Here is a 20,126-nt window from a genome sequence, read left to right on the forward strand (position 1 = left end):
CCTCCTGTATCTCTTTACTTAGCATTCTCTGCTTCGTATACAGGCACCCAGCCTTCTGCTGTCACAAAGATACGGATAGCAACGACTTTACGATCCTCTGCTAACGTGAAATAGTGGCGCACTCCGACTGGGACTGAAATAAGGTCTCCTGGGTTTAAATGCACCTCAAAAAATTGTCCGTTTTTCCCTTGAATAACGAAAGCTCCGTGTCCGCTGACGATAAAGCGGACTTCATCGTCTGTATGATGGTGCTCACGCTGGAAATTCTTCAGCAATTCTTCAAGGTTCGGAGTATGCTCAGCAAGCGAGATCACATCCCACGCCTCATATCCTCGTCTTGCTGAAATATCTTTGATTTCATCTTCAAATGCATTGATGATTTCTTGCTTTTCATCTTCGTCTAATAGAAATTTTTCTTGCAGACGTTCAGGTAACTTTTCGATATCCCACTCCTCATAAATCACGCCTTGCTCCTGCAAAAATTCAATGACTTCCTCTTGGTTTTCAATTACTTCGTTTGTTTCTTGAATACGAATCGTTGTCATGTTATTTCCTCCTTATATTTTGATTGCCCGGCCAGCTTTTGTTTGCAGCAATGTGACCTGGTATTGAAATAAAAACTCGCATGCTTCGAGGATTTTTTTCGCTTCAAAACCGTCTTTTCCCCAAGCGGTAATTCCGTGGTTTCGAATAAGAACCGCTCCTTTGTCGTCGTTGACAAAGGATGAAAGGGTTTCTGCTAATCTAGGAATATGTGCATAGTTGTGAATGATCGGAATCGTTAACTCGGCATCCTCTTCCCAATAACCAAAAGCCTTTATGAGCTCTTGTCCTTGGAAAACAATTTTCCCTTCATCGCCATACAGCTCAGAAATGACATTGTTGGCCACCGTATGGACATGAAGACTGCAGCCGGCAGCAGTTTTCTTGTATATTTCGCAATGAAGCAGCGTTTCAAACGATGGCTTTACGTTGGTGCTGCCAACAGGATCGCCGTTCTGATCGACAAGCAAAAAATCCTCTTTTGTTTTTTTCCGTTTATCCTTGCCGCTCGCTGTCACGAGAAATTGTAAAGGGTCATCCTGGACTTTGATGGCCAAATTGCCGCTCGTCCCCATAAACCAATCACGTTCTGCCAGCTCCTCCTTGATCTCGGCAAGCTCATGATGTCGAGTTAAAACGTAACTCATTTGGTTCACCTACTTCATCGATAGTATTTTGATCTCTTTGCAGCAAGCCTTCTAAAACAGTTATACAATCATAAAACGTTTCAAACGCCCGATAAGGAATCGATTGTTCTTCGCATTTTTCAGCTAAATAATCTCTCGCAATCACCGTGTCCGCGCATTTTGCTGCTTCCAAGTCAGTAACCGAATCGCCAATGACAATCACATATGTATCATCCTTGGATATGTTCCGAATAATGGCCGGCTTGCAGCATCCGCAATTTTGATTCGAACATTTCTCATCACACTTGTGGGGCCAATGAATCTTTATCTTGTCTTCACTGAAATCCGCTTCATTACAAAACACCCCAGAAATTAAATCAAAGCCTTCAAGCATAGGGTTTACGAAAAAGTCCATTCCCCCGCTGACGATATAGAGAGGAATTCGCTGTTCTTTTGTAAACTGGACAAACTCGCTAAAGCCTTCACGTATGACAGCATTCTCTAAAACAAATCTCGTAATCTCCTGTTGTAAGGAAGAGGGCAGAAGTGCAAACATATTTCCGACTCCCTCTTGAATGCTCACGCTCCGAGATAACACGTCATCCTTCCATTTCTCCCATTCCGGCGGGGCGAATTGCCTCATGATGTTTACAATGTTGTCTTTCTTCGTTACAGTTCCGTCAAAGTCGCAAAAGATGATGGGCTTACTCACCGCTGAACCTCTTCCTTCCATCCCCAAAGCTTGATCGCCTCTTGAAGCTCGGAATCAGGCGGTGCATCGGCCAGTGATTTTCCGGATAGAACGAGGTCGACAGCTTGACGGAATGCTCTCCCGCCTCCTCTGGCTCCCTGCGGATGTCCATGAACTCCGCCGCCCGCATTAATGACACAATCATTGCCGAAATCTTGCACGAGCAGAGGGACAAGTCCGGGATGAATCCCTGCAGACGGGACTGGAAAGACAGATGATAGTGTAGACTCTTTAATTAGCTCCTCCTTTAACGCCAAGACCTTATCCTTCTCTAGCGCAACACTGCCATATGGTGAAGGAAACAGCGACAAATCCGCTCCCGCAAGTCTTAACAATTTCCCGAGAAGCAGGTGATGGGAAAGGCCAAATTTTTCAGAAGAAGCCAGCGCGCCGCTAAAGGCAGGATGAGCCATAATCGGAAGGGCGATTTCCTCGTCTTCCCTCAAGGCTTGCAACACATCAAGACCATAAGTGAAAACATTAAACAAAAGAAGATCCGCACCCAGCTCTTTCGCTCTTCTTGCTTTCTCTTTTAAATCAAAAGTCCGCCCTGTTAAATTGACAGCATATAAGGTCCGATGCCCGGTTTCCTCGTACACCTGGTCGAGAACCTTCTTCCCTTCTGAAATCCGTTGTTCAAATGGGGTCAGGTCATTATCAAACAGGATCTCATCATCCTTCACAATATCAATCCCGCCCAAGGCCTGTTCCCGCAATTGACCCAGCAAATACTCCATATTTCGCCCAATGATCCCTTTAAAAATGCTCATTACGAGCGGTCTGTCATAGATGCCTAATTTCTCGCGAATCCCTTTTATCCCAAAACGAGGGCCGGGAAAATCGTTTTCAAGCTCCGGATCAAGCTTTAAATCGAGCAGCTTAATTTCACCATCAAGCGATAATTTCCCGAAGGTTGTCGTTAAAATCGCCGGTAAATCATTTGAAAAATTATCACTTGGAAACGCAATATGTATTTCCGAAAGTTTCTTCCCAGAAGGCAATGTTTCACCGATTTCTTTTATTTCGACCACACGGCCTTTATGTTTCTTTAATTGCTCCTGCTCTAACAGAGGAAGGTTGGTCCAGGAGCCGACCGTTAATCCAAGGGCAATATCCTCCGCTTTCTTTTCCAGCTTTTCTGGCTCAGCAGCCAATTGATAAACAGCAATTACTTCTGCCATAATTGCCAACGCCTCCTTTCATTTCAGCATTACTGAAAGTCATTTCCTGTATAATGAAAAAACCTCTTCCACATAAGAAGAGGTTTTCGAAAAAACAACTTCTCATCACTCAACATTTCTGTTGCAAGATTTAGCACCGTGCTCATGAGTCGGTTGCCGGGCTTCATCGGGCTAGTCCCTCCGCCTGCTCTTGATAAGAATATTTTTTATCATTCATATAAATTTACTTGGATTATGACATGTTCTTTATTCAGTGTCAATATTGTTTTTTAATTAACTTTCATTCGGACGATAAAAATGATAAAAAGCAAAAACCTTTGACCTGATTTGATAAATGGTGTATAGCACCTAAGGACGAACGAAATTAAACACTTCAGTCACCTTCGGCGGACGAAAATTTAAGCTTCCTGTCGTACCTGCAAATATGCAAACAATTATTGATGAAAAAATCGCCATTACCTTAGCGGAAATGGTTACTTTTATGTCATGCACCGATTTGAACCGGAAAAACGTACCGTATTCATTAAAGAGATGCACGAAAAAGGATTATTCGCTTCGATCAGTGTCGGCGTGAAAGAGGAAGAATACAGCTTCGTAATTGCCAGAAACGCCGGGACTCCGGAAGCGGTAAGAGAACTGGAAAACGCAGGAGCGGATGCAACAAAAGTTGGGATTGGGCCTGGTAAGGTCTGCATCACAAAAATCAAAACCGGATTCGGTACCGGCGGCTGGCAACTGGCGGCTCTGCGCTGGTGCGCCAAGGCGGCAAGCAAACCGATTATCGCCGACGGCGGCATCCGCACCCACGGAGATATCGCAAAATCAATCCGGTTCGGAGCGACGATGGTCATGATCGGATCCCTGTTTGCCGGTTACGAAGAGTCACCGGGAGAAACCGTCGAGATTGACGGAAAGCTCTACAAAGAATACTTTGGCTCCGCCTCTTAATTTCAAAAAGGTGAACGGAAAAATGTAGAAGGAAAGAAAATGTATGTTGAGTATAAAGGATCGCTGCAGGACGTATTGACAGAAATGGAGCAAGACCTTCAATCCTCTATTTCTTATGCTGGTGGCAATAAGCTGGATGCGATTCGAAATGTTGATTATGTGATTGTGAAGAATTCGATTTTTAATGGAGATAAGGTGTATTAGATTGGAAGGTGAGTGAGTGCTTTGGTGCTTGCTCGCCTTTTTTCATAGATTCAACATATCGTTTATTTAAAAAAACGAAAGGGAATACCATGAAAAGAAACTAGTTTTATATTCATTCTGTTTCTGAGTACAAGCATCTCGAACTAAAGGTGGAAACATCCATGTACGAACATCTCATCATCTTTAAATTTCAATCGGATTTAACATCTGCGGAAAAGTCAGAGTTGGTCCATCAGCTGTTAAAGTTTAAAGACAAAATCCCCGGCATTATTGATCTAAGTGCAGGCGTCAACTCAACCGAAGAAACGCAGCATATCCATGGCTATACAGTCAGCATGAGAGTGACCTTTGAGAGTTTGCAAGCGAGCCGTGATTACTTAAAGCACCCTGAGCATCAGGATTTTTTAGCAACCAATAAAGGAATAATAGAAAATATCATTGTTGTTGACTACCCAAAACGGATTGATCCGATACAGCAACTTTAACGAAACATGCAGCAGGATGAATTCCTCACACTACTTAATCGAATCATGCAAACGTAGTTGGATACAGTTTACACCTACTAAAATGAGGAAACCATACATATAGAAAAAAGAAAAAACGACAAGGGGAGGATATGATGGCTGCCAGGAAAACAAATGAGAAAGATGAACCGAAATACCAGTCACGCAATCTCTGGTCTGGCATTCTCTTTGGTCTTGGACTTATCGCCTTTTTCGACGAAATGGTTTTTCATCAGCTGTTGCATTGGCATCATTTCTACGATAAATCGACAACGGCAATTGGTCTAGTTTCCGATGGATTATTTCACGCCTTCAGCTGGTTTGCAACGGTCGGATCACTCTTCATGGTGGCCGATCTCCGCCGCAGAAATCATTTTTTCGCAAAAGATGGATTGGCGGTATGTTTCTTGGCGCTGGTGTGTTCCAGCTTTATGACGGCATCATCCAGCACAAGCTCATGGGGCTTCACCAAATCCGCTATTATGTAAATGTGGTTCCTTACGATATTGTTTGGAATGTTACCGCTATTATTATGATCGTTATTGGAGCAATCCTCAATTCCCTCTCGAATAAGCGGCCTGTGCAGATAAAGAGAGGTTCTTATAATGAACAGTGAACACGTCCATCACACTCATTCAAGCGATCAAGCTTTAATTGAGCCAGTCCTGGCTGTTGCCTTCTTCTTATTAATCGTACTTTATTTTATTGCGAGAATCGTATCCAACCGCCGATACAAAAAATGGCCGCTGCACCGCTACCTGCTTTGGAGTACAGGCATCATCTGCGTAGCAGCCAGCGTAATTGGCCCGTTGGTACAAAAAGCACATATGGATTTCACCGCACATATGATCGGACATTTATTGCTCGGCATGCTGGCGCCGCTTCTGCTCGTTTTAGCTGCCCCTATGACACTCATTCTTCGGGCAATTCCAATTACAGCGGCAAGACGCCTGTCCAAACTATTAAAAAGCAGACCCGTTGGCATCCTGACTGATCCCATTACAGCTACAGTTTTGAATATCGGCGGACTATGGGTTCTATATATGACTGAGTTATACGCAGTAATGAACCAGAATACCCTTGTCCATATCCTGGTTCATATCCATATATTTTTGGTGGGATACGTCTTTACCTCTTCCATTCTCTCGATTGATCCAGACCCATATCGCCACAGTTTTATGTACAGGGCAGTTGTCCTAATCATTGCGTTAGCCGGCCACAGCATTCTCTCGAAAATGATCTATGCCTATCCGCCTAGCGGTGTTTCGAGAGAGCAAGCTGATCAAGGTGCAATGATTATGTATTATGGGGGAGATGCTGTAGACCTTGTATTGATCATTGTTCTTTGTTTTCAATGGTATAGGAGTGTGAGGCTGCGGTCAGTTTTGCCCGATGAGAAAGCCTTGACTGAATAGATAATAAATCAAGAATCACCCTCTCAAACATGCTATCATTACAAATGGAGGGATAACATTGAAAAAAGTAGTCAAAGTAGTTGCAGCTGTTATTGAAAATGATCAAGAAGAAATTCTCTGTGCACTAAGATCTCCGGAAATGAAGATTCCAAACATGTGGGAATTTCCTGGTGGCAAAGTGGAGGCAGATGAAGATATCTTCTCCGCTTTAGTAAGAGAAATAAACGAGGAATTGCAGTGTCAAATCGAAACGAAAGAAATACTGAATGAAAATGTCCATGAATATGATACGTTTATTATCAACCTAATTGCTATTAAATGCAGCATTGTCAAAGGAACGCCGATTCGTAGTGAACATTCAAAATTAATTTGGTTGAAAAGAGAGAACCTTGATTCGTTAAAGTGGGCACCAGCTGACGTTCCTGCTGTAAAACAATTAATATCGGAAAAATAGTCTTTTCTTAATTGAGAAGACTATACTTTTTCAGTGAATTCGATATACAAATTTGCCGGGACTTCGTTCTCCAATTTGATTTGGGTAGTAATTGGCTTTTCTCCTTCATAATGAACAGTATCGCCTTTCCCAATATAAATATATGGCTGCGTTTTTTTATCAATTTCCTTGTACTTCCTGACAAACAAGTGAAGGTTAATTCCCCGTTGTTTATTATGAATTATATTCTTTCCTCTTTCAGATGATTGAGCTGTACTATTTGGCGTCTCCCATTGAAAGGTTTGTTCATCAAGGAATTGATCATTGTAATTAATGCTTTCTTTAATATCCTCTTCCTTGTGCAAGTCGATAAATAGGAAAAAATCATTTCCATTTGTTAGCAACCCTGAACCTCGAAAGGCTGTGTGAATTTTTCGGTAGTTGGAAAGCAATGCAGCGTCGGTCATTTGATATTGTTCGTACAGTTTAAAATGCGGAACACCATAGTATTCCTGTTTATATTCTTTTTCATAGCGGAAAATCCCATAATTCACGATATCTTCGATGTAATCTCTATATTCTTTCTTCTCTAGCAATTGCGGAAAGGCTCGAGTCTTCTTTAGAATACCGCTACTATTCGTAAATAATTGCGGTTTGTTGTTTTTCTGGATATTATCATAATAATCCTGATTTAAACACTCAAATGCATGTAATACACTATCCCCATCAACGTCTTTAACCATTTTTAAAATTTCAAGCGTAGCTGTTTCAAGAGATATTTCATCGTGATCAAAAAGATATCGAATGATAACAAATTCGTGTATTCGTTTTAATGGCAGCTTGCTTGATAATTCTTTTAATGTCTGTTCAAAAATTTCATTATGTAACAGGTTTTTCAGATGATCATCCTTCTCAACCTTGGCTACGAATTGTAAATACGTTTTTTCACGATCAATAAATTTAATAGGATCAGGTGCCGCATCGAATTTCAGATAATCTAATAAGAAATATGGAATATATCCTTGATTGAGCTTCTTAAATTCGAAATACTCTTCCTTTAAATATTTCATGGAATTGAAGTTTTCCTTATCAATTTGCTCTAAAATTCTTTCCTGAGATATTTTATCCATTTGAATATGTGTACATCCTGGGATATTAGCAAATCCCGTTGAAATGGCTACCTTAAGACTTTCTTTATCATAATATCTACTTCCATTTAGCGCGATGGCAATTAGAAAGGCTTTATTATGGTTACCGATAAAATCAAGAACTGTTAAAAAGCTCTTATTCTTGTACTTTCTCAGTCCTCTTCCTAATTGTTGAATAAAGACAATTGGAGAGTTCGTTGGTCTGAGCATTAATACAGTATTTACAGAAGGGATATCTACGCCTTCATTAAAGATATCTACTGTGAAGATGCATTGTAACTCATCATTTTCATCTTCTAATCTTTGAATATAGTTTCCGCGTTGCTCAACTGTATCAGTGCCATCTAAACTAATACTTAGGTAGCCCCTTTTATTAAACTCCGCCGCCATGAAGGTCGCATGTTCAATACTTGCACAAAATCCTAGGCACTTTCTTTTCTCTCCATCGTGCCCATAAAAATTCATCTTCTCAATGATAAAATCAACACGTTCATTCACCTTTAACCTTTTGGTAACTTCAGCTATGTCATCAATTGAAACACCTCTTAGGTCAATGCCTTCAAAATCTGTGATGCCAAAATAATGAAAAGGAATGATCAGCTCGTCATCTAAAGCCTCATGTAATCGTACTTCTAACGCGACATTATTATCAAAATGCTCAAACACATTATGATTGTCGCTTCTTTCTGGCGATGCAGTCATCCCAAGAGTGAATTGTGGCTCGAAGTAATTTAAAACACCTTGGTAGGTTGGACTCGTTGCATGATGAGCCTCATCAATAATGATGTAATCAAACTCATCCTTCTTAAATTCATGAAAGCATTTGGACACTGTTTGAATAGTAGCAAATACATAGTCAACGTGTTTTTGCTTTTGATTTCCTGTCAACAACCCGAAAGTAAGGCCTTCATTCGGAAGGAGCATTTCAAAATTATCTCTTGCTTTTCTTAAAATTTCTTCGCGATGGACAATAAAAAGAAGTTTTTTTGGTTTGAACCTTTTGACATCAAAGGCTGACATATAGGTTTTCCCCGTACCAGTGGCTGCAATCACCAGAGCTTTTCTTTCGCCAAAATGTCTAAGCCGTTCTAAATTCTCAATCGCACGATTTTGAATTCTATTTGGAACAATATATTTCCGATTTTCATAGATCAGTTGATGGGTCATTTGCGATTTTTTGAGACTCTTAAGAAAACCTTCATACCTATCAATAAAATCCTGATCAGCATAGACGCTACTGTCCCACAAAATTTGATATTCCTTTAAAACCTCTTCTATAAAACCAGCGTTTTCTTTAGAAACGATTTCAACATTCCATTCAATATTACTTTTAAGGGCGCTTTGTGTAATATTGGATGAACCGATAATCACCTTATAGCTTTCCTCGTACTCGAAAATATAAGCTTTCGTATGAAAACCGAGCTCCTTTTCTGTAACAAAAACCTTTAGCTCCACATTGTTAAACTCTCTTATCTTTTCTAAGGACTTTGCATCGGTGAAATTTAGATAAGTAGACGTAATGATCTTCCCTTTGATTCCTTTTTCTCCTGCTTCTTTTAATGGATCAAGCAAAAGCTGAAGGCCACTAAAATTAATAAATGCGACACTAAAATAAAAACTTTTGCACTCACTAATTGAACGTATTAATTCTATTAACAAATTTCCCTTTTCTGAATTTACGATCAATTTTTTTTGGATGTCCATTAGGGTGGCTCCTAGTAAGGTATTTGTTTTATACATCAGTTGATTTTTGTTGATGGTTTAGGGTTTAGAGAAGTAGGAAAAGGTATAACACTATTCTAGGATGCAAAATTCTTTTGGTATTCTTTAATAGAGAGGCATTCTCCCCCTTTATTAATGACGTGACCACCGTTAAAAAACACAGTTGAAGTAGATGAAAACTATATGAATTTTTTCTACTTTAATGACTATTACCAAAATTCCCTTTGATCCACTCACGCTTGATCTAATATCCAATTACAAGTAGTCCATCTCTAATTTGCTTAAGACTATAATACAACCTATTATATTTTTCCTTATCAATATTATGTATTATATTATTTAACAAACCTGCTAAATCGTCTAAGTATTGGTTCATCCGGTCTGGTGTAAGCATACTAATTAACTCTTCGTTCTTATTTTTAGATACTGTTTTAGAAAACATTACAGGTAAATAACTTGAAGTTCCTAAAAGCTCTAAATGATTTTCTTCCCAATGAGATATAAGATTTCTTATCTTTCTTAACTGTATTAGATTTTTTAGGGTCAAATCCTTTGTAATTATTCCTTTTTCAGTTAGTTTATCAACCCTAACATTAAAATGTTTTGCTTTTACTGTTAATACTCTTGATGTCATAGCAACTGTTGTTTCTAGGGTAGCATTAATACTATAAATAGCTAAAACACCATACCTTGTGTTATTAAAAAAAATACCCTCTTCTACTTTACCATAATTATAACCTATCTCTTTGAATGTCACTTTTTGCATTTTTTCTATACAATCTTTTGCATTTTTCATATGTACTGCGACTATTGAATATTCAAACCAATGTGTCATTTTATCACTTCCCCCTACTTGTTTATTATCAGACAATTTCGATTAGTAAAATTGTTACGGCTGGTTTAGTTGCTATATCAAACAAATCATTTTTATTTTCGTCTTTCTTCTCGATTCATAATTCTATCAACACCTTTTAAGGTTGATTCAAAAAATGTATTTCTATCACTAGTATTTAGAACATGCTCTTCTCTCGCCAAAGTTTAATGCTCTACCAAAAGTTAGGTCTTCAAGAATTGAATCTCTCAAGTTATCATGAATGATTTTTGCAATACTTTCTTTGTGAATCTATTGGAAGTGAATATATATTCGTAAATACTTTTTAAGCAGCTTCTTTTCTATTGCCATTGCTTTCTTCTATAACTTTTCGAAAGCATCACCATTTTCTACCCAGTTTTTTGCGAAATCATAAAAGTCAGTACCTATACTTAAGGAGTTAAGCATTTTCATATCCTTTTGGTAGAGATACCTCAGATGAATAGTATACAAATTGTCCATTTTCAAGCTGAGACCAAATTGCGAGTTCAAATCCCTTAAGTACTGTAGCACAGGCTCAAGATACTTAAATAACTTATCAAATTGCGAGTCGACAGTAGGCGCTTTACTCATTTGAACAGAGACTGTACCTGCTTTTCCTTTTTTCTTTTCCCCTACATTTGGTATTGTAATTCCTACTGCTACAGGCAACTTCCTCATCTCCCCAAGAGAAACATAAAGTTTCCAATTCAGCTTATTAGCTATATCAGTTTGCATAACTTCCTTGACTAACCCCTCTTCTACCGACGATAAATATCTTCGTATAGTCCTTTCATCTAAATAGAGGAATTCTTAGCTGGAACATATAAAGCCCCTACTGCCCTAATAAGAACCCATTTTACACATTATTACATCTAAGGTGTTAGAAATTTATTTTAAGATATATATAAATAAAAAAAGCCTGCTCTTAATTAACTAGAATCAGACTTGTCTTTATAATTTTGGGTCTTCTAATCGATATTCAATATTTTTCCAATGATTTTTCACTTGAGTTTCCATAAGGTTTTCAGTACTAGATTTTTCATCAAATATTTTCTGTGCTCTTGAGACATAGCTCAGGAAATTTCCATGTCCCTTCTTATTTTTACCCAAGTGTGAATAATTTTTATATAACTCTCTTCTATAGGATTTACGAGCGAACTCTTTTGACTTACGATTACATATCCTTATTTTTCGATATGTTCTCGTATAATATTTAAAAAGACTTTTTTCTCTGATTCGAACCTCCTCGCCATTAAAGCTAAACCCTAGATAATCTAATTTTGTTTCATTAAATTCTAAGTCCATTATTTTATTATTAGTGTAAAAGTAATTTCCAGTCTTTTCAGGTTGAATCTCTAAATTTGGAACCTGCTTTTTTACATTTTCCACAAATTGTTGATGAATTTGAAAATTATAGAGCTGGGCGTCTCCCCCATGAGGAATTACTATAATTAAATCATCACAATATCTTCTATATAATCCATTTCGCTCATCTACATACTTCTTTATTTTTTCATCAAAATCTAAGAGATAAATATTTGAACAGACCGAACTAATTCCAGCTCCTTGAGGAATTCCAAAACTCTTAGAATTCTTATATATATTTTTATGCTTAAAAGCTCTAAACTCTTCTTCGGTAAAATACTTATATTTATTTTTTATTTCACTTTCAGTATATTTGATTTTCAAGTCAGATTCTATTGTATCTTTTATAAAATAACTGAATCTCGTTATATTTTTAAAGACATTATAATAGTCATCAGGTAAGGTTTCCTTTTTTAGGGTATAGCGGATTTTCTCTTTTAGATACCTATGGTCCAAAGTATCAAAGAAATTAGTAAAATCTGCAACAAAGATATATGCATTTTGTTGTGCTTTGATAAAATCAATAACTTCTTTAGCAAAATTAATATTACTTTTCCCGGATAAGTTATTTCTATAAGCAATAGCAACATCATTAATACCTAATTCTTCAACAACAGAATTATAGTGATTATTTAATTTGTCACCATAATACTTATAAATAAAGCTATCGATATGAGAAGCATAAAATATTTTTCGGATTTTTTCTTTCGGCTTTTTAAGCTTTCTATTATACTTGTGAAACTTAATTTTAAAATGTATAAATGGATAAAATCCATGTTTAGCAATCCATCTGGGATTTTGTATATTATTCTTAACTTTTTCGATAGATTTTTTATTATCTAGATGTGTATATCCCTTAACTCTATATTTTTGCTTATTCATTTTTTGGCAGAGCTAGCAAGGGTATGTAATCGTAGTCTATTACTCTTTAAAAGAAACCCTTGCAAGCATACTCTCCTTTCGAATTATAGGCTATTGCTAGACTATAAAGAGACTACTAGATGCACTATTAGCTTATACTATAATTAGTATATTGAATTGGTTGATTATGACGATTGGAGGTATCCAAATGCCCAGTTATTCAGAAGCAATATCATTTGTAATTAGCTTGATTAGCAGTGGAATTACAATTGAGATAAAGCTTGACAGAAATTCACCAATTACCCTCATAACTTCTTTTATGAGGCTTAAACTATACCGATTTTACCATTTAATTCAGTCACAGTCAAAATATACCTGATTTTTTAGATCTTAAATAATTTTTTTCTGCCTTAATACTAGAACCTCTAATCCAAATGGACACCTCTTCAGATTATCCATGTTTTCTAAATTGAAAGTTTATCCAAAGGTCCTGAACACGAAACACTTTTGCTTACCGAAATAGGCTGCTCTTATCGCAACTTATTTTAAAACTCCTTTCATTCAACAAAGGGATCCGTTAAATAAATTTGAATTCGTTAGCGTAGAGGCTATCAAACAGTGTGTCATCGCAGGTCTTTGAATATCTGCATTACCGTCAATGGTCATTAGACACAGATATCAAAACAGCAAAGATAATTGTAAGACACCTCCTTTCAAGCTTTTATAGAAGTTAACACGAAAAACTGACAAAACGTTAATCAAAGCTAGGGGTTATGTACATTTCCAAGTTGAATTATTTCTGTTTCAGCTATTAGAAAATCCCCCCTCGCATTAGGGGGATTTTCTAATGAACCTTAAATTCAAGATTCGTTTCTTTTGCATATATCAAGTACCGCAAAAGGTCTGGTAAGGAGTTGCTGACTCTGGGACCGTACAGTGTTCAGCCTGTTCTATGGAGTGTGCGCAAGGGTTTGAAAGAACATCCAAAAGCCGCTCCATCACGCTGTAGTCTCCTTGTTCCACTGCAGCTTCCAACGCTTCTTCTACCCGATGGTTCCACGGGATGACCGCAGGATTGCTGTTTTGCATCAGTTGATTGACAGAGGCTTTCGATTCCTACTGTCTGCCTAGTCTTGCTTGCCAATGCTCATTCCACTGAGTAAATTCCGGGGTCTCAAACAGGATCGTATCCTCATGTCAAAAGTTAATGCGCAGTAGGTGTTGGTATAGTCCACGTGGTATTTCTTGTTAGGAGTGGCTGTTATTTTTTTTGACGGAATAATTTGTTTGACATCACACATCCCACCATGTTAATTTGTATATGCAAATGAAAGAGGGGACTGAAGGTTTTGAACGAAGAAGAACTATTACTAACTCAATGCTTATTTTTTACCGCTAACCGATTTGCGCGAAATATTACAAAGCTGGCGGAAAAAACATTTGATTTCAGTAACCTTGCACCTTCTTATCTTTATATGATCATGATTGTTAAGTTCCACCCGCAAATTACCCAAAAAGAAATTTGCGAAAAAATGTCAATCGCTCCTTCTACAAGTACGAGATTCATCGATAAGCTTGAAAAACAAAAGCTTGTGTCCAGAAAAATGTGCGGCAAGCAATCCTACATCTCTTTAACAGAAGAAGGCGAAAAAGTTTACGAGCAGTTTCGAATTTCTTTAAATGAATTGTATGCAGACTACTCGAAATCGTTAGGGAAAGAATTTAGTCTTGAATTAAGTAAAATGCTGAACGATGCATGCATTAAATTAGAAAAGAAAAGTTAATTTCATCTTTTTTTACTCTTTCATTTGCATATACAAATAATGTTGTAAAGCCACTTTACTTCTTAGTCGTTTTTCAAATTAACATTTTCACGTACAAATAATAACTAGAGGTGAATATGAATGAAAACATTAGTCATTGTCGCTCATCCGAATTTAGCAAATTCAGTCATAAACAAGGCTTTGATGGAAAGATTACAGCAGGAACAAGATATTACCGTCCATGACTTATACGCACAATATCCTGATAAACGAATCGATGTCGAACGCGAACAAAAGCTATTATTGGATCATGAAAGAATTGTATTCCAGTTCCCGCTTTATTGGTACAGCAGTCCATCATTATTAAAAGAGTGGCAGGATGTTGTCCTTACATACGGATGGGCATATGGATCAGAGGGGACAAAATTGCGAGGAAAAGAATTTAGTTTAGCGATTTCTATAGGCTCACCAGAGGAAGCCTATCAAGCAGGCGGCTCTAATCACTTCAGTATGAGTGAAATAACAAAGCCATTTCAAGCAATGGCCAACTTTACAGGCATGCATTTTCTGCCAATGTACTTAACTCATGGAGCTAACACTATTACAACAGAGCAAGTGAATGAAAGTGCAGAAGCGTTGGTACAGCATCTTAAGTCTTCTTTTTAAATAGCACGAGAGGGAGACTCAAGGGGCTTGAGTCTCCCTCTCTTATATTAATCTGCAATTTAATCAAAACTACTCACCGTTTTAGTTGTGTATCCCCTCATCTACTGTCTATTATTTTTGATTTAAGTACTCGACTATTATAAAATTAACAATTAGCCCTACCCATATATTAACATTTAAAACTTCCTCCACCATCTTCTCTCTTCCTCCAGGGAGAGAGAACCCATTTAAAGTATAATAGGTTAATAGCAATACTGGCACCGCTACACGTCCACTTACTGCTACTAAAGTGACACCAAAACTCCGTATCATCCATTTGCGATGCTCGCAAAGTCTTTTCTTACAGCGGTACGATACCCTTTCCAGCAAGTAAATAACCATATTAGCGATAAAACAAGGAAAGAAGTTGCTTTCGAAAAGTTTTCAATATAGTAAATAGTCGCCAATGCAAGTACTCCGCTTATAAAGACACTGATCACATATATCCTTCCTAGATAGCGATGAACTTTGGGGTTCTTCATTCGAATACGATCTATGAATTGAAAAAAACCTGATATTAGGGCAACACATGCAAATATAATATGAGCAACTAATAGGGGAAATTGGATGGTTGTCGATGTCATGCGTATGCGGCTATTGTCAGGATCGAATGTTAAATATGGTGCTGCAAAAGGAACGATTACTCCCAAAGATACAATGACTAATAACCACCAGCTTTTTTTAAGTTTCAATAATTTCACACTTCGGATTCTTGAATGAAAATCTATTTTAAGATTAATGCCTATTTCTAAACATCCTCTAAACAAACTTTTAAATTTTTTTAACAATAATCGACTTGTATTGTTGATATTTAAAGACAAAAATGCTTTAGCAAGTAAGTCTTTCGCATTAAATAAATGTATAAATTAGGAATAAACTATTAGTTTTTAACTGTTTTTTCTAATTTATGTATTCGTTTACCTTTTCCTTCCGTTATATTATTATGGGATCTCCTCTTAGACACGCCTCATGACTTCCTAAAAATTAGTGAAGGTGAGAGGAAAAATGGTAAAGATGAAAAAGGTGTTGATTGTTCTTGTCGCTTTGTTCTTTTTCGTTCCGGCAATCAGTAAGGCAGGATCTATCGGAGGTAGTGAGCTACAAGGAACCCCAGGTCAATGGTATGTTGGAGCGACTCCTGCGAATGTTGCGCCTTCCAATCGTCCGGTTCTATTTGTACATGGATTAAACAGCTCGTCTGACACTTGGCATCTGGATAACGACATGTATAATACCGCCTACCAAAACGGATATGAAACGGCATTCATCGATTTATATCCAACCAAAAACATGTGGGACAATGGGTATCTGCTAAAGCAGAAACTAGAGGAAATGTATCATCACTTCGGTGAAAAAGTGGTTGTAGTCGCTCATAGCAAAGGTGGAATTGATACTCAGGTCGCTCTTATTCATAATGGAGCATACCCTTATGTTGAGAGAGTGATTACACTATCTACCCCTCATCACGGCTCACAATTAGCTGATTTAGCTTATAGCAGCTGGGCCGGTTGGCTGGCTGACTTATTGGGGAGCAAAAATGATGGGACATATTCCATGCAAACAGGTTACATGGAGTATTTTCGCTCTTTAACAGACAATCATCCTTATGTGAATAAAGCTCCGATTTACACCTTTGGCGGGACCGAATGGGGAAGCTTCGGAAGCTCGATGTATTGGGGAGGTCTATATTTAAGAGCTTACGGCAGTAATGATGGTGTTGTGACTGTGAATAGTTCAAGACTTCCATATGCAACTGAGATTAAAGTAGGAAGTTGGGACCATTCCACAATTAGGGTAGGGTCATCTACCTTTCAGCTTTTTAAGAATTATTTGAATGAAACTCAGTATTCTTCTGCAAGCTTTCAAGCACAAAGCTTAGAAAACAGCGCACCTGCTGATAATCAGGCTGGCAATTACACCCGCGGGGGCGAGTACGAAGGAACGAAAAATGAGGATATTTATGTAGAAAAAGGAGTGAAAGAGATCAATATTGATTGGGCTAGTGATCAATCAGGAACAGAATTGACTCTTATCTCTCCTAACAATAAAACTTATACAGCTTTTACAACGACTAAAGAATCGGATAATTTAAAAGGGTCTTATCATCATTCAATTAAAATAGAAAATCCTGAGGAAGGGAAATGGGTGATACAAGCGAACTCTGATCAAAAAGAGCATTACTTGTTGAACGCATCCTTTGTCAGTCCATTAAACGATTTACTTAGTACAACTCTTGCAAACGGTGATCTGAAGGTGAACCTAAAGGATCAGAAGCTGAAGGTAAAAACAGATATGACGATTGAATACTATAATAAAAACGGAAAGCTCAAACAAAGAAAAGTAAAAGGACAGAAAAAAAATAACGAAACCTTTAAGCTGCCAAACATTGGTGAAGGTGTCTACAATATGACGATCGATATTGATGGAAGCTTAGATAAAGAGAAATTCCAAAGAACGATTATTAAGTCTGTTTATATCGATGATAAAGGGAAGCTTTATTACCAGTAATCTAGCAGTCTTTTCTCCTGATTTGGTTTTGTGCCAGATTGGGAGTTTTTTTGTAAACAAAATTGGCTTTCCTTTCAAAAGACAGGAAAAGAGAGATCATATTAAATGGCAAGAGAGGGGGACAAGCTTGTTGAAATTGAGTCTCCCTCTATTCAAAGCAACACAAACCGCTATGTTCCACTGAGACTTCCATCATTTTTCAAGTATCTTGTATATAATCTCCATCCTCAGCAATCATACTCTTATTCTGAATCGCTTCCGAAAGCACGATAAGCGTTGAAGAGAAACCGTACGGGCCGCACGTATCGAGAAAAGCGGTCAACGACTCCATCGATGCGGTAGTTATTTTCATCAAGAAATTATACTCCCCGCTAATGCGGTACAATTCGATGACATCTGGGGATTGCGAGCAGAATTCCTGGAAGTCCAGACAATTGCTCGTTTTAAACTGCACGAACGCCGTGACGTCTTTACCCAGTTTCTTGGGCGAAAGGACCGCCCTGTAGCCTGCTATGATCCCCTTTTCCTCAAGCTTGTGAATTCGTTCGGTAACTGCCGGCTGTGTCATAGCGATCGTCCGGCCGATTTCGGCAGCAGAAATTCGCGCGTTCTCATGTAGCAGTGATAGTATTTTACTGTCGATTCTGTCCATCATGAGTCTTCTCCTTTATTTTATATGCTGTAATCGTATTTTTAACTTTAATATAAATAATTTTGTTTCTTAATAACTTTATTTATATATGTAAATTGTAACTCCAACCATATAAAATGTCATTCAAATAGAATTTGAAGGAGTGGATATCAAATGATCAAGACAAATTCACTTTCCCTTGACACCCCTCTCACCATTGGTGGCATCAAGCTTCGTAACCGGTTAATTATGGCGCCTATGCAACAGTATAAAGGCTCGCCGGAAGGTTATGCTACAGAGCATCATATTCAGCATTACTTGAGCAGGGCGAACGGGATCGGTTTAATGATAGTGGAGTCGACGGCTGTGTCCAATAACGGCAGACTTTGGCCAAACGACATCGGCATTTATTCGGATCGACACACCGAAGCGTTGAAAAGAGTAACCGAAGCCGTTCATACCCGGCATACACCTATATTCGTTCAATTGTCTCACGGAGGAAGAAAATCGGCACCGGAAGTAACGAATCGTCTCATTGCTCCTAGCGCGATCCCCTATGACGATTCGTACGGAAAGCCTGCAGAATTGTCGATCTCCGAAATTGAGGGCCTCATTGAAAGTTATCACCTGGCCGCTAGACGCAGTATCGAGGCGAGCTTTGATGGGATTGAGGTACATGCGGCTCACGGATTTTTGATTCATCAGTTCCTGTCGCCGATCTCCAATCATCGCAGCGACGCATACGGCGGAACGCGTCACGGCAGGACGAAATTTTTGCGAGACACCCTTGCCGCAATACGCGCTGAAACCGGCAGCAATTATCCGGTGATCGTACGTATCTCCTCGACCGATTATATCGACGGCGGCCTAAATCCTCAGGAGCTGGGGCTGATACTCAAACCACTTGAAACTGACGGGCTTCTTGATGCGGTTGACGTATCATCTGGCGGTCTGCTGCCCGTCCAGCCTGCGGATATTCATCCAGGCTATCAACTGCCTGATGCAGCTGCAATTAAACAGCATCTTAACGTACCTGTTATCGCAGTCGGCAAAATCTATACCCGCAGCTTTGCAGACCGAATCATCAGGGACAGGCTAGCAGATGCCGTGGCTATCGGACGCCCACTGCTGGAAGACCCTGATTTTGCACAAAAAATGATTGGTCGAAAGGAGTAAATCTCCCTGATAGAAACAAAAAGAGAACCGTTTCATTCAACAATTGGCAGGGGCGGCCAACCCCTGCCCTTGTACTAGACCAGTTTTCAGCCCTCCTTATAGGCATCGCAATGAAGTAAAAATAGCTTGTTTTTTTCCAAGCCATCTTTTCACCTCTTACCCTTTCAACGCCGTTTTTTCCTCTGCTTGCATCACTTCCACGCTTTCCACAGCAGCGTTCTCTTCTATCATCTTTTGTTTATCCCACATTTTAAAGAATGGGTAGTAAATCATCAGGGATATTCCTATATTGACCAGCTGCATGACTGCACCAGAAATTTTTCCGCCTGTAGCCAAGTACCCTCCAATAATCGGAGGGATCGTCCAAGGAAGAGCGATACCAGCTGGTTTGGCTACCCAGCCAAAATCCATCGCTAAATAGGTTGCTGTTGTTGCTGCAAGCGGAGCAAGGATAAAAACCACATTCGGCTTTTTTTGTGCCCAGATGCGAAATCTTTCGCCCTCCTCGTGTACTGCCCGTTTTCATCGGTGCTCATTTGAGAAGCGACCGCTGGAAGTAGTTCAGCGGCTTGGAGATGACGCACATTCCGGGTTTTTCTGCCCATTCCGGGAATGATTGTGACCAGTTTTCATTTTATTGTGCCCTCTTCCGAATTTATTGCGACCACTTTCGCTTTTTTTGTGCCCAGATGCGAAATCATTCGCCTTCCTCGTGTACTGCCGATTATTCCTATTTAAAAAAACGTCCGCTGCAATAAAATTCGCAATTTAGCCACTTGTCATGTGGGGG

The 20,126-nt window shown here is 38.7% G+C and carries 16 protein-coding genes, 6 pseudogenes and 1 riboswitch; of the genes and pseudogenes, 10 read left to right on the forward strand and 12 right to left on the reverse strand.

Annotation, left to right across the window (positions count from 1 at the left end; genetic code table 11):
* Positions 1 to 14: 14 nt before the first annotated feature.
* Genes AM592_RS17010 through AM592_RS17025 form a run of 4 tightly spaced genes read right to left on the reverse strand, consistent with a single transcriptional unit; the run spans position 15 to position 3,101 of the window.
* Positions 15 to 545, reverse strand: coding sequence for a 1,2-dihydroxy-3-keto-5-methylthiopentene dioxygenase (locus AM592_RS17010; RefSeq protein WP_053604908.1), 531 nt, complete (start codon positions 543 to 545; stop codon positions 15 to 17).
* A 12-nt stretch (positions 546 to 557) separates the two neighbouring features.
* Complete coding sequence (locus tag AM592_RS17015) at positions 558 to 1,190, reverse strand: methylthioribulose 1-phosphate dehydratase (protein ID WP_053604909.1); 633 nt, start codon at positions 1,188 to 1,190, stop codon at positions 558 to 560.
* Positions 1,162 to 1,881, reverse strand: coding sequence for a 2-hydroxy-3-keto-5-methylthiopentenyl-1-phosphate phosphatase (locus AM592_RS17020; RefSeq protein WP_053604910.1), 720 nt, complete (start codon positions 1,879 to 1,881; stop codon positions 1,162 to 1,164). The genes AM592_RS17015 and AM592_RS17020 overlap by 29 nt, the downstream gene beginning before the upstream one ends.
* Positions 1,878 to 3,101: a 2,3-diketo-5-methylthiopentyl-1-phosphate enolase gene (locus tag AM592_RS17025; protein ID WP_053604911.1), complete on the reverse strand. Its 1,224-nt coding sequence runs from the start codon at positions 3,099 to 3,101 to the stop codon at positions 1,878 to 1,880. The genes AM592_RS17020 and AM592_RS17025 overlap by 4 nt, the downstream gene beginning before the upstream one ends.
* Positions 3,102 to 3,200: 99 nt before the next feature.
* Positions 3,201 to 3,301, reverse strand: a riboswitch (SAM riboswitch).
* Between the two features lie 155 nt (positions 3,302 to 3,456).
* Between AM592_RS17025 and AM592_RS17030 the strand changes: the two are divergent.
* The 5 genes and pseudogenes from AM592_RS17030 to AM592_RS17050 form a co-directional block, all read left to right on the forward strand.
* A pseudogene (locus AM592_RS17030) lies at positions 3,457 to 4,253 on the forward strand (GMP reductase); the annotation flags it as partial.
* A gap of 161 nt (positions 4,254 to 4,414) precedes the next feature.
* Entirely contained in the window at positions 4,415 to 4,738 is a 324-nt protein-coding gene (locus tag AM592_RS17035; protein ID WP_053604912.1) for a Dabb family protein, read from the forward strand.
* Positions 4,739 to 4,869: 131 nt separating this feature from the next.
* Positions 4,870 to 5,372: pseudogene (locus AM592_RS17040) on the forward strand (DUF2243 domain-containing protein).
* Positions 5,362 to 6,171: a cytochrome c oxidase assembly protein gene (locus AM592_RS17045; RefSeq protein ID WP_053604913.1), complete on the forward strand. Its 810-nt coding sequence runs from the start codon at positions 5,362 to 5,364 to the stop codon at positions 6,169 to 6,171. Before AM592_RS17040 ends, AM592_RS17045 begins: the two are co-directional and overlap by 11 nt.
* A gap of 58 nt (positions 6,172 to 6,229) precedes the next feature.
* A complete protein-coding gene (locus AM592_RS17050; protein ID WP_053604914.1) occupies positions 6,230 to 6,625 on the forward strand; it encodes a (deoxy)nucleoside triphosphate pyrophosphohydrolase in 396 nt (131 codons plus the stop codon).
* 20 nt (positions 6,626 to 6,645) lie between these two features.
* Here AM592_RS17050 and AM592_RS17055 read toward each other — a convergent pair whose 3' ends face one another.
* The 4 genes and pseudogenes from AM592_RS17055 to AM592_RS17070 form a co-directional block, all read right to left on the reverse strand.
* Positions 6,646 to 9,492 (reverse strand): DEAD/DEAH box helicase, encoded by a 2,847-nt coding sequence (locus tag AM592_RS17055; protein WP_312883819.1) that lies wholly within the window; start codon positions 9,490 to 9,492, stop codon positions 6,646 to 6,648.
* A 226-nt stretch (positions 9,493 to 9,718) separates the two neighbouring features.
* A complete protein-coding gene (locus tag AM592_RS17060; RefSeq protein ID WP_053604916.1) occupies positions 9,719 to 10,309 on the reverse strand; it encodes a hypothetical protein in 591 nt (196 codons plus the stop codon).
* A 357-nt stretch (positions 10,310 to 10,666) separates the two neighbouring features.
* Positions 10,667 to 11,125 (reverse strand): annotated as a pseudogene (locus AM592_RS17065) (DUF6414 family protein); the annotation flags it as partial.
* Between the two features lie 153 nt (positions 11,126 to 11,278).
* Positions 11,279 to 12,574 carry a reverse transcriptase domain-containing protein gene (locus AM592_RS17070; RefSeq protein ID WP_053604918.1) on the reverse strand — a complete coding sequence of 432 codons (1,296 nt, stop codon included), beginning with the start codon at positions 12,572 to 12,574 and terminating at the stop codon, positions 11,279 to 11,281.
* Positions 12,575 to 13,033: 459 nt separating this feature from the next.
* On the opposite strand from AM592_RS17070, the pseudogene AM592_RS25385 reads away from it, so the two are divergent.
* Positions 13,034 to 13,190, forward strand: a pseudogene (locus AM592_RS25385) (LysR family transcriptional regulator); the annotation flags it as partial.
* A gap of 248 nt (positions 13,191 to 13,438) precedes the next feature.
* Here AM592_RS25385 and AM592_RS23500 read toward each other — a convergent pair.
* Positions 13,439 to 13,800, reverse strand: a pseudogene (locus AM592_RS23500) (protein adenylyltransferase SelO family protein); the annotation flags it as partial.
* Between the two features lie 102 nt (positions 13,801 to 13,902).
* Between AM592_RS23500 and AM592_RS17080 the strand changes: the two are divergent.
* Together AM592_RS17080 and AM592_RS17085 are read left to right on the forward strand one after the other, a co-directional pair.
* A complete protein-coding gene (locus tag AM592_RS17080) occupies positions 13,903 to 14,337 on the forward strand; it encodes a MarR family winged helix-turn-helix transcriptional regulator (RefSeq protein ID WP_225970259.1) in 435 nt (144 codons plus the stop codon).
* A 120-nt stretch (positions 14,338 to 14,457) separates the two neighbouring features.
* Positions 14,458 to 14,982 (forward strand): NAD(P)H-dependent oxidoreductase, encoded by a 525-nt coding sequence (locus tag AM592_RS17085; RefSeq protein WP_053604921.1) that lies wholly within the window; start codon positions 14,458 to 14,460, stop codon positions 14,980 to 14,982.
* A gap of 308 nt (positions 14,983 to 15,290) precedes the next feature.
* Here AM592_RS17085 and AM592_RS17090 read toward each other — a convergent pair whose 3' ends face one another.
* A complete protein-coding gene (locus AM592_RS17090) occupies positions 15,291 to 15,713 on the reverse strand; it encodes a DUF2306 domain-containing protein (protein ID WP_225970260.1) in 423 nt (140 codons plus the stop codon).
* Between the two features lie 313 nt (positions 15,714 to 16,026).
* Here AM592_RS17090 and AM592_RS17095 point away from each other — a divergent pair, with 313 nt between their 5' ends.
* Positions 16,027 to 17,529 carry an esterase/lipase family protein gene (locus AM592_RS17095; protein WP_225970261.1) on the forward strand — a complete coding sequence of 501 codons (1,503 nt, stop codon included), beginning with the start codon at positions 16,027 to 16,029 and terminating at the stop codon, positions 17,527 to 17,529.
* A gap of 199 nt (positions 17,530 to 17,728) precedes the next feature.
* Here the strand turns inward: AM592_RS17095 and AM592_RS17100 are convergent, their stop codons facing one another.
* Complete coding sequence (locus AM592_RS17100) at positions 17,729 to 18,181, reverse strand: Lrp/AsnC family transcriptional regulator (protein WP_053606156.1); 453 nt, start codon at positions 18,179 to 18,181, stop codon at positions 17,729 to 17,731.
* 153 nt (positions 18,182 to 18,334) lie between these two features.
* Here AM592_RS17100 and AM592_RS17105 point away from each other — a divergent pair, with 153 nt between their 5' ends.
* Positions 18,335 to 19,336 carry an oxidoreductase gene (locus AM592_RS17105; RefSeq protein ID WP_053604922.1) on the forward strand — a complete coding sequence of 334 codons (1,002 nt, stop codon included), beginning with the start codon at positions 18,335 to 18,337 and terminating at the stop codon, positions 19,334 to 19,336.
* 156 nt (positions 19,337 to 19,492) lie between these two features.
* Here the strand turns inward: AM592_RS17105 and AM592_RS17110 are convergent.
* Positions 19,493 to 19,798: pseudogene (locus AM592_RS17110) on the reverse strand (oligo-beta-mannoside permease IIC protein); the annotation flags it as partial.
* Positions 19,799 to 20,126 lie beyond the last annotated feature (328 nt).

This window comes from Bacillus gobiensis (assembly GCF_001278705.1).
GTDB lineage: Bacteria > Bacillota > Bacilli > Bacillales > Bacillaceae > Bacillus > Bacillus gobiensis.

What these genes read in the sequence shown, in the direction of transcription:
- AM592_RS17010 (WP_053604908.1), bottom strand. Translation starts at nt 545, where the DNA reads ATGACAACGATTCGTATTCAAGAAACAAACGAAGTAATTGAAAACCAA.
- AM592_RS17015 (WP_053604909.1), bottom strand. Translation starts at nt 1,190, where the DNA reads ATGAGTTACGTTTTAACTCGACATCATGAGCTTGCCGAGATCAAGGAG.
- AM592_RS17025 (WP_053604911.1), bottom strand. Translation starts at nt 3,101, where the DNA reads ATGGCAGAAGTAATTGCTGTTTATCAATTGGCTGCTGAGCCAGAAAAG.
- AM592_RS17035 (WP_053604912.1), top strand. Translation starts at nt 4,415, where the DNA reads ATGTACGAACATCTCATCATCTTTAAATTTCAATCGGATTTAACATCT.
- AM592_RS17045 (WP_053604913.1), top strand. Translation starts at nt 5,362, where the DNA reads ATGAACAGTGAACACGTCCATCACACTCATTCAAGCGATCAAGCTTTA.
- AM592_RS17055 (WP_312883819.1), bottom strand. Translation starts at nt 9,492, where the DNA reads ATGTATAAAACAAATACCTTACTAGGAGCCACCCTAATGGACATCCAA.
- AM592_RS17060 (WP_053604916.1), bottom strand. Translation starts at nt 10,309, where the DNA reads ATGACACATTGGTTTGAATATTCAATAGTCGCAGTACATATGAAAAAT.
- AM592_RS17070 (WP_053604918.1), bottom strand. Translation starts at nt 12,574, where the DNA reads ATGAATAAGCAAAAATATAGAGTTAAGGGATATACACATCTAGATAAT.
- AM592_RS17085 (WP_053604921.1), top strand. Translation starts at nt 14,458, where the DNA reads ATGAAAACATTAGTCATTGTCGCTCATCCGAATTTAGCAAATTCAGTC.
- AM592_RS17095 (WP_225970261.1), top strand. Translation starts at nt 16,027, where the DNA reads ATGGTAAAGATGAAAAAGGTGTTGATTGTTCTTGTCGCTTTGTTCTTT.
- AM592_RS17100 (WP_053606156.1), bottom strand. Translation starts at nt 18,181, where the DNA reads ATGGACAGAATCGACAGTAAAATACTATCACTGCTACATGAGAACGCG.
- AM592_RS17105 (WP_053604922.1), top strand. Translation starts at nt 18,335, where the DNA reads ATGATCAAGACAAATTCACTTTCCCTTGACACCCCTCTCACCATTGGT.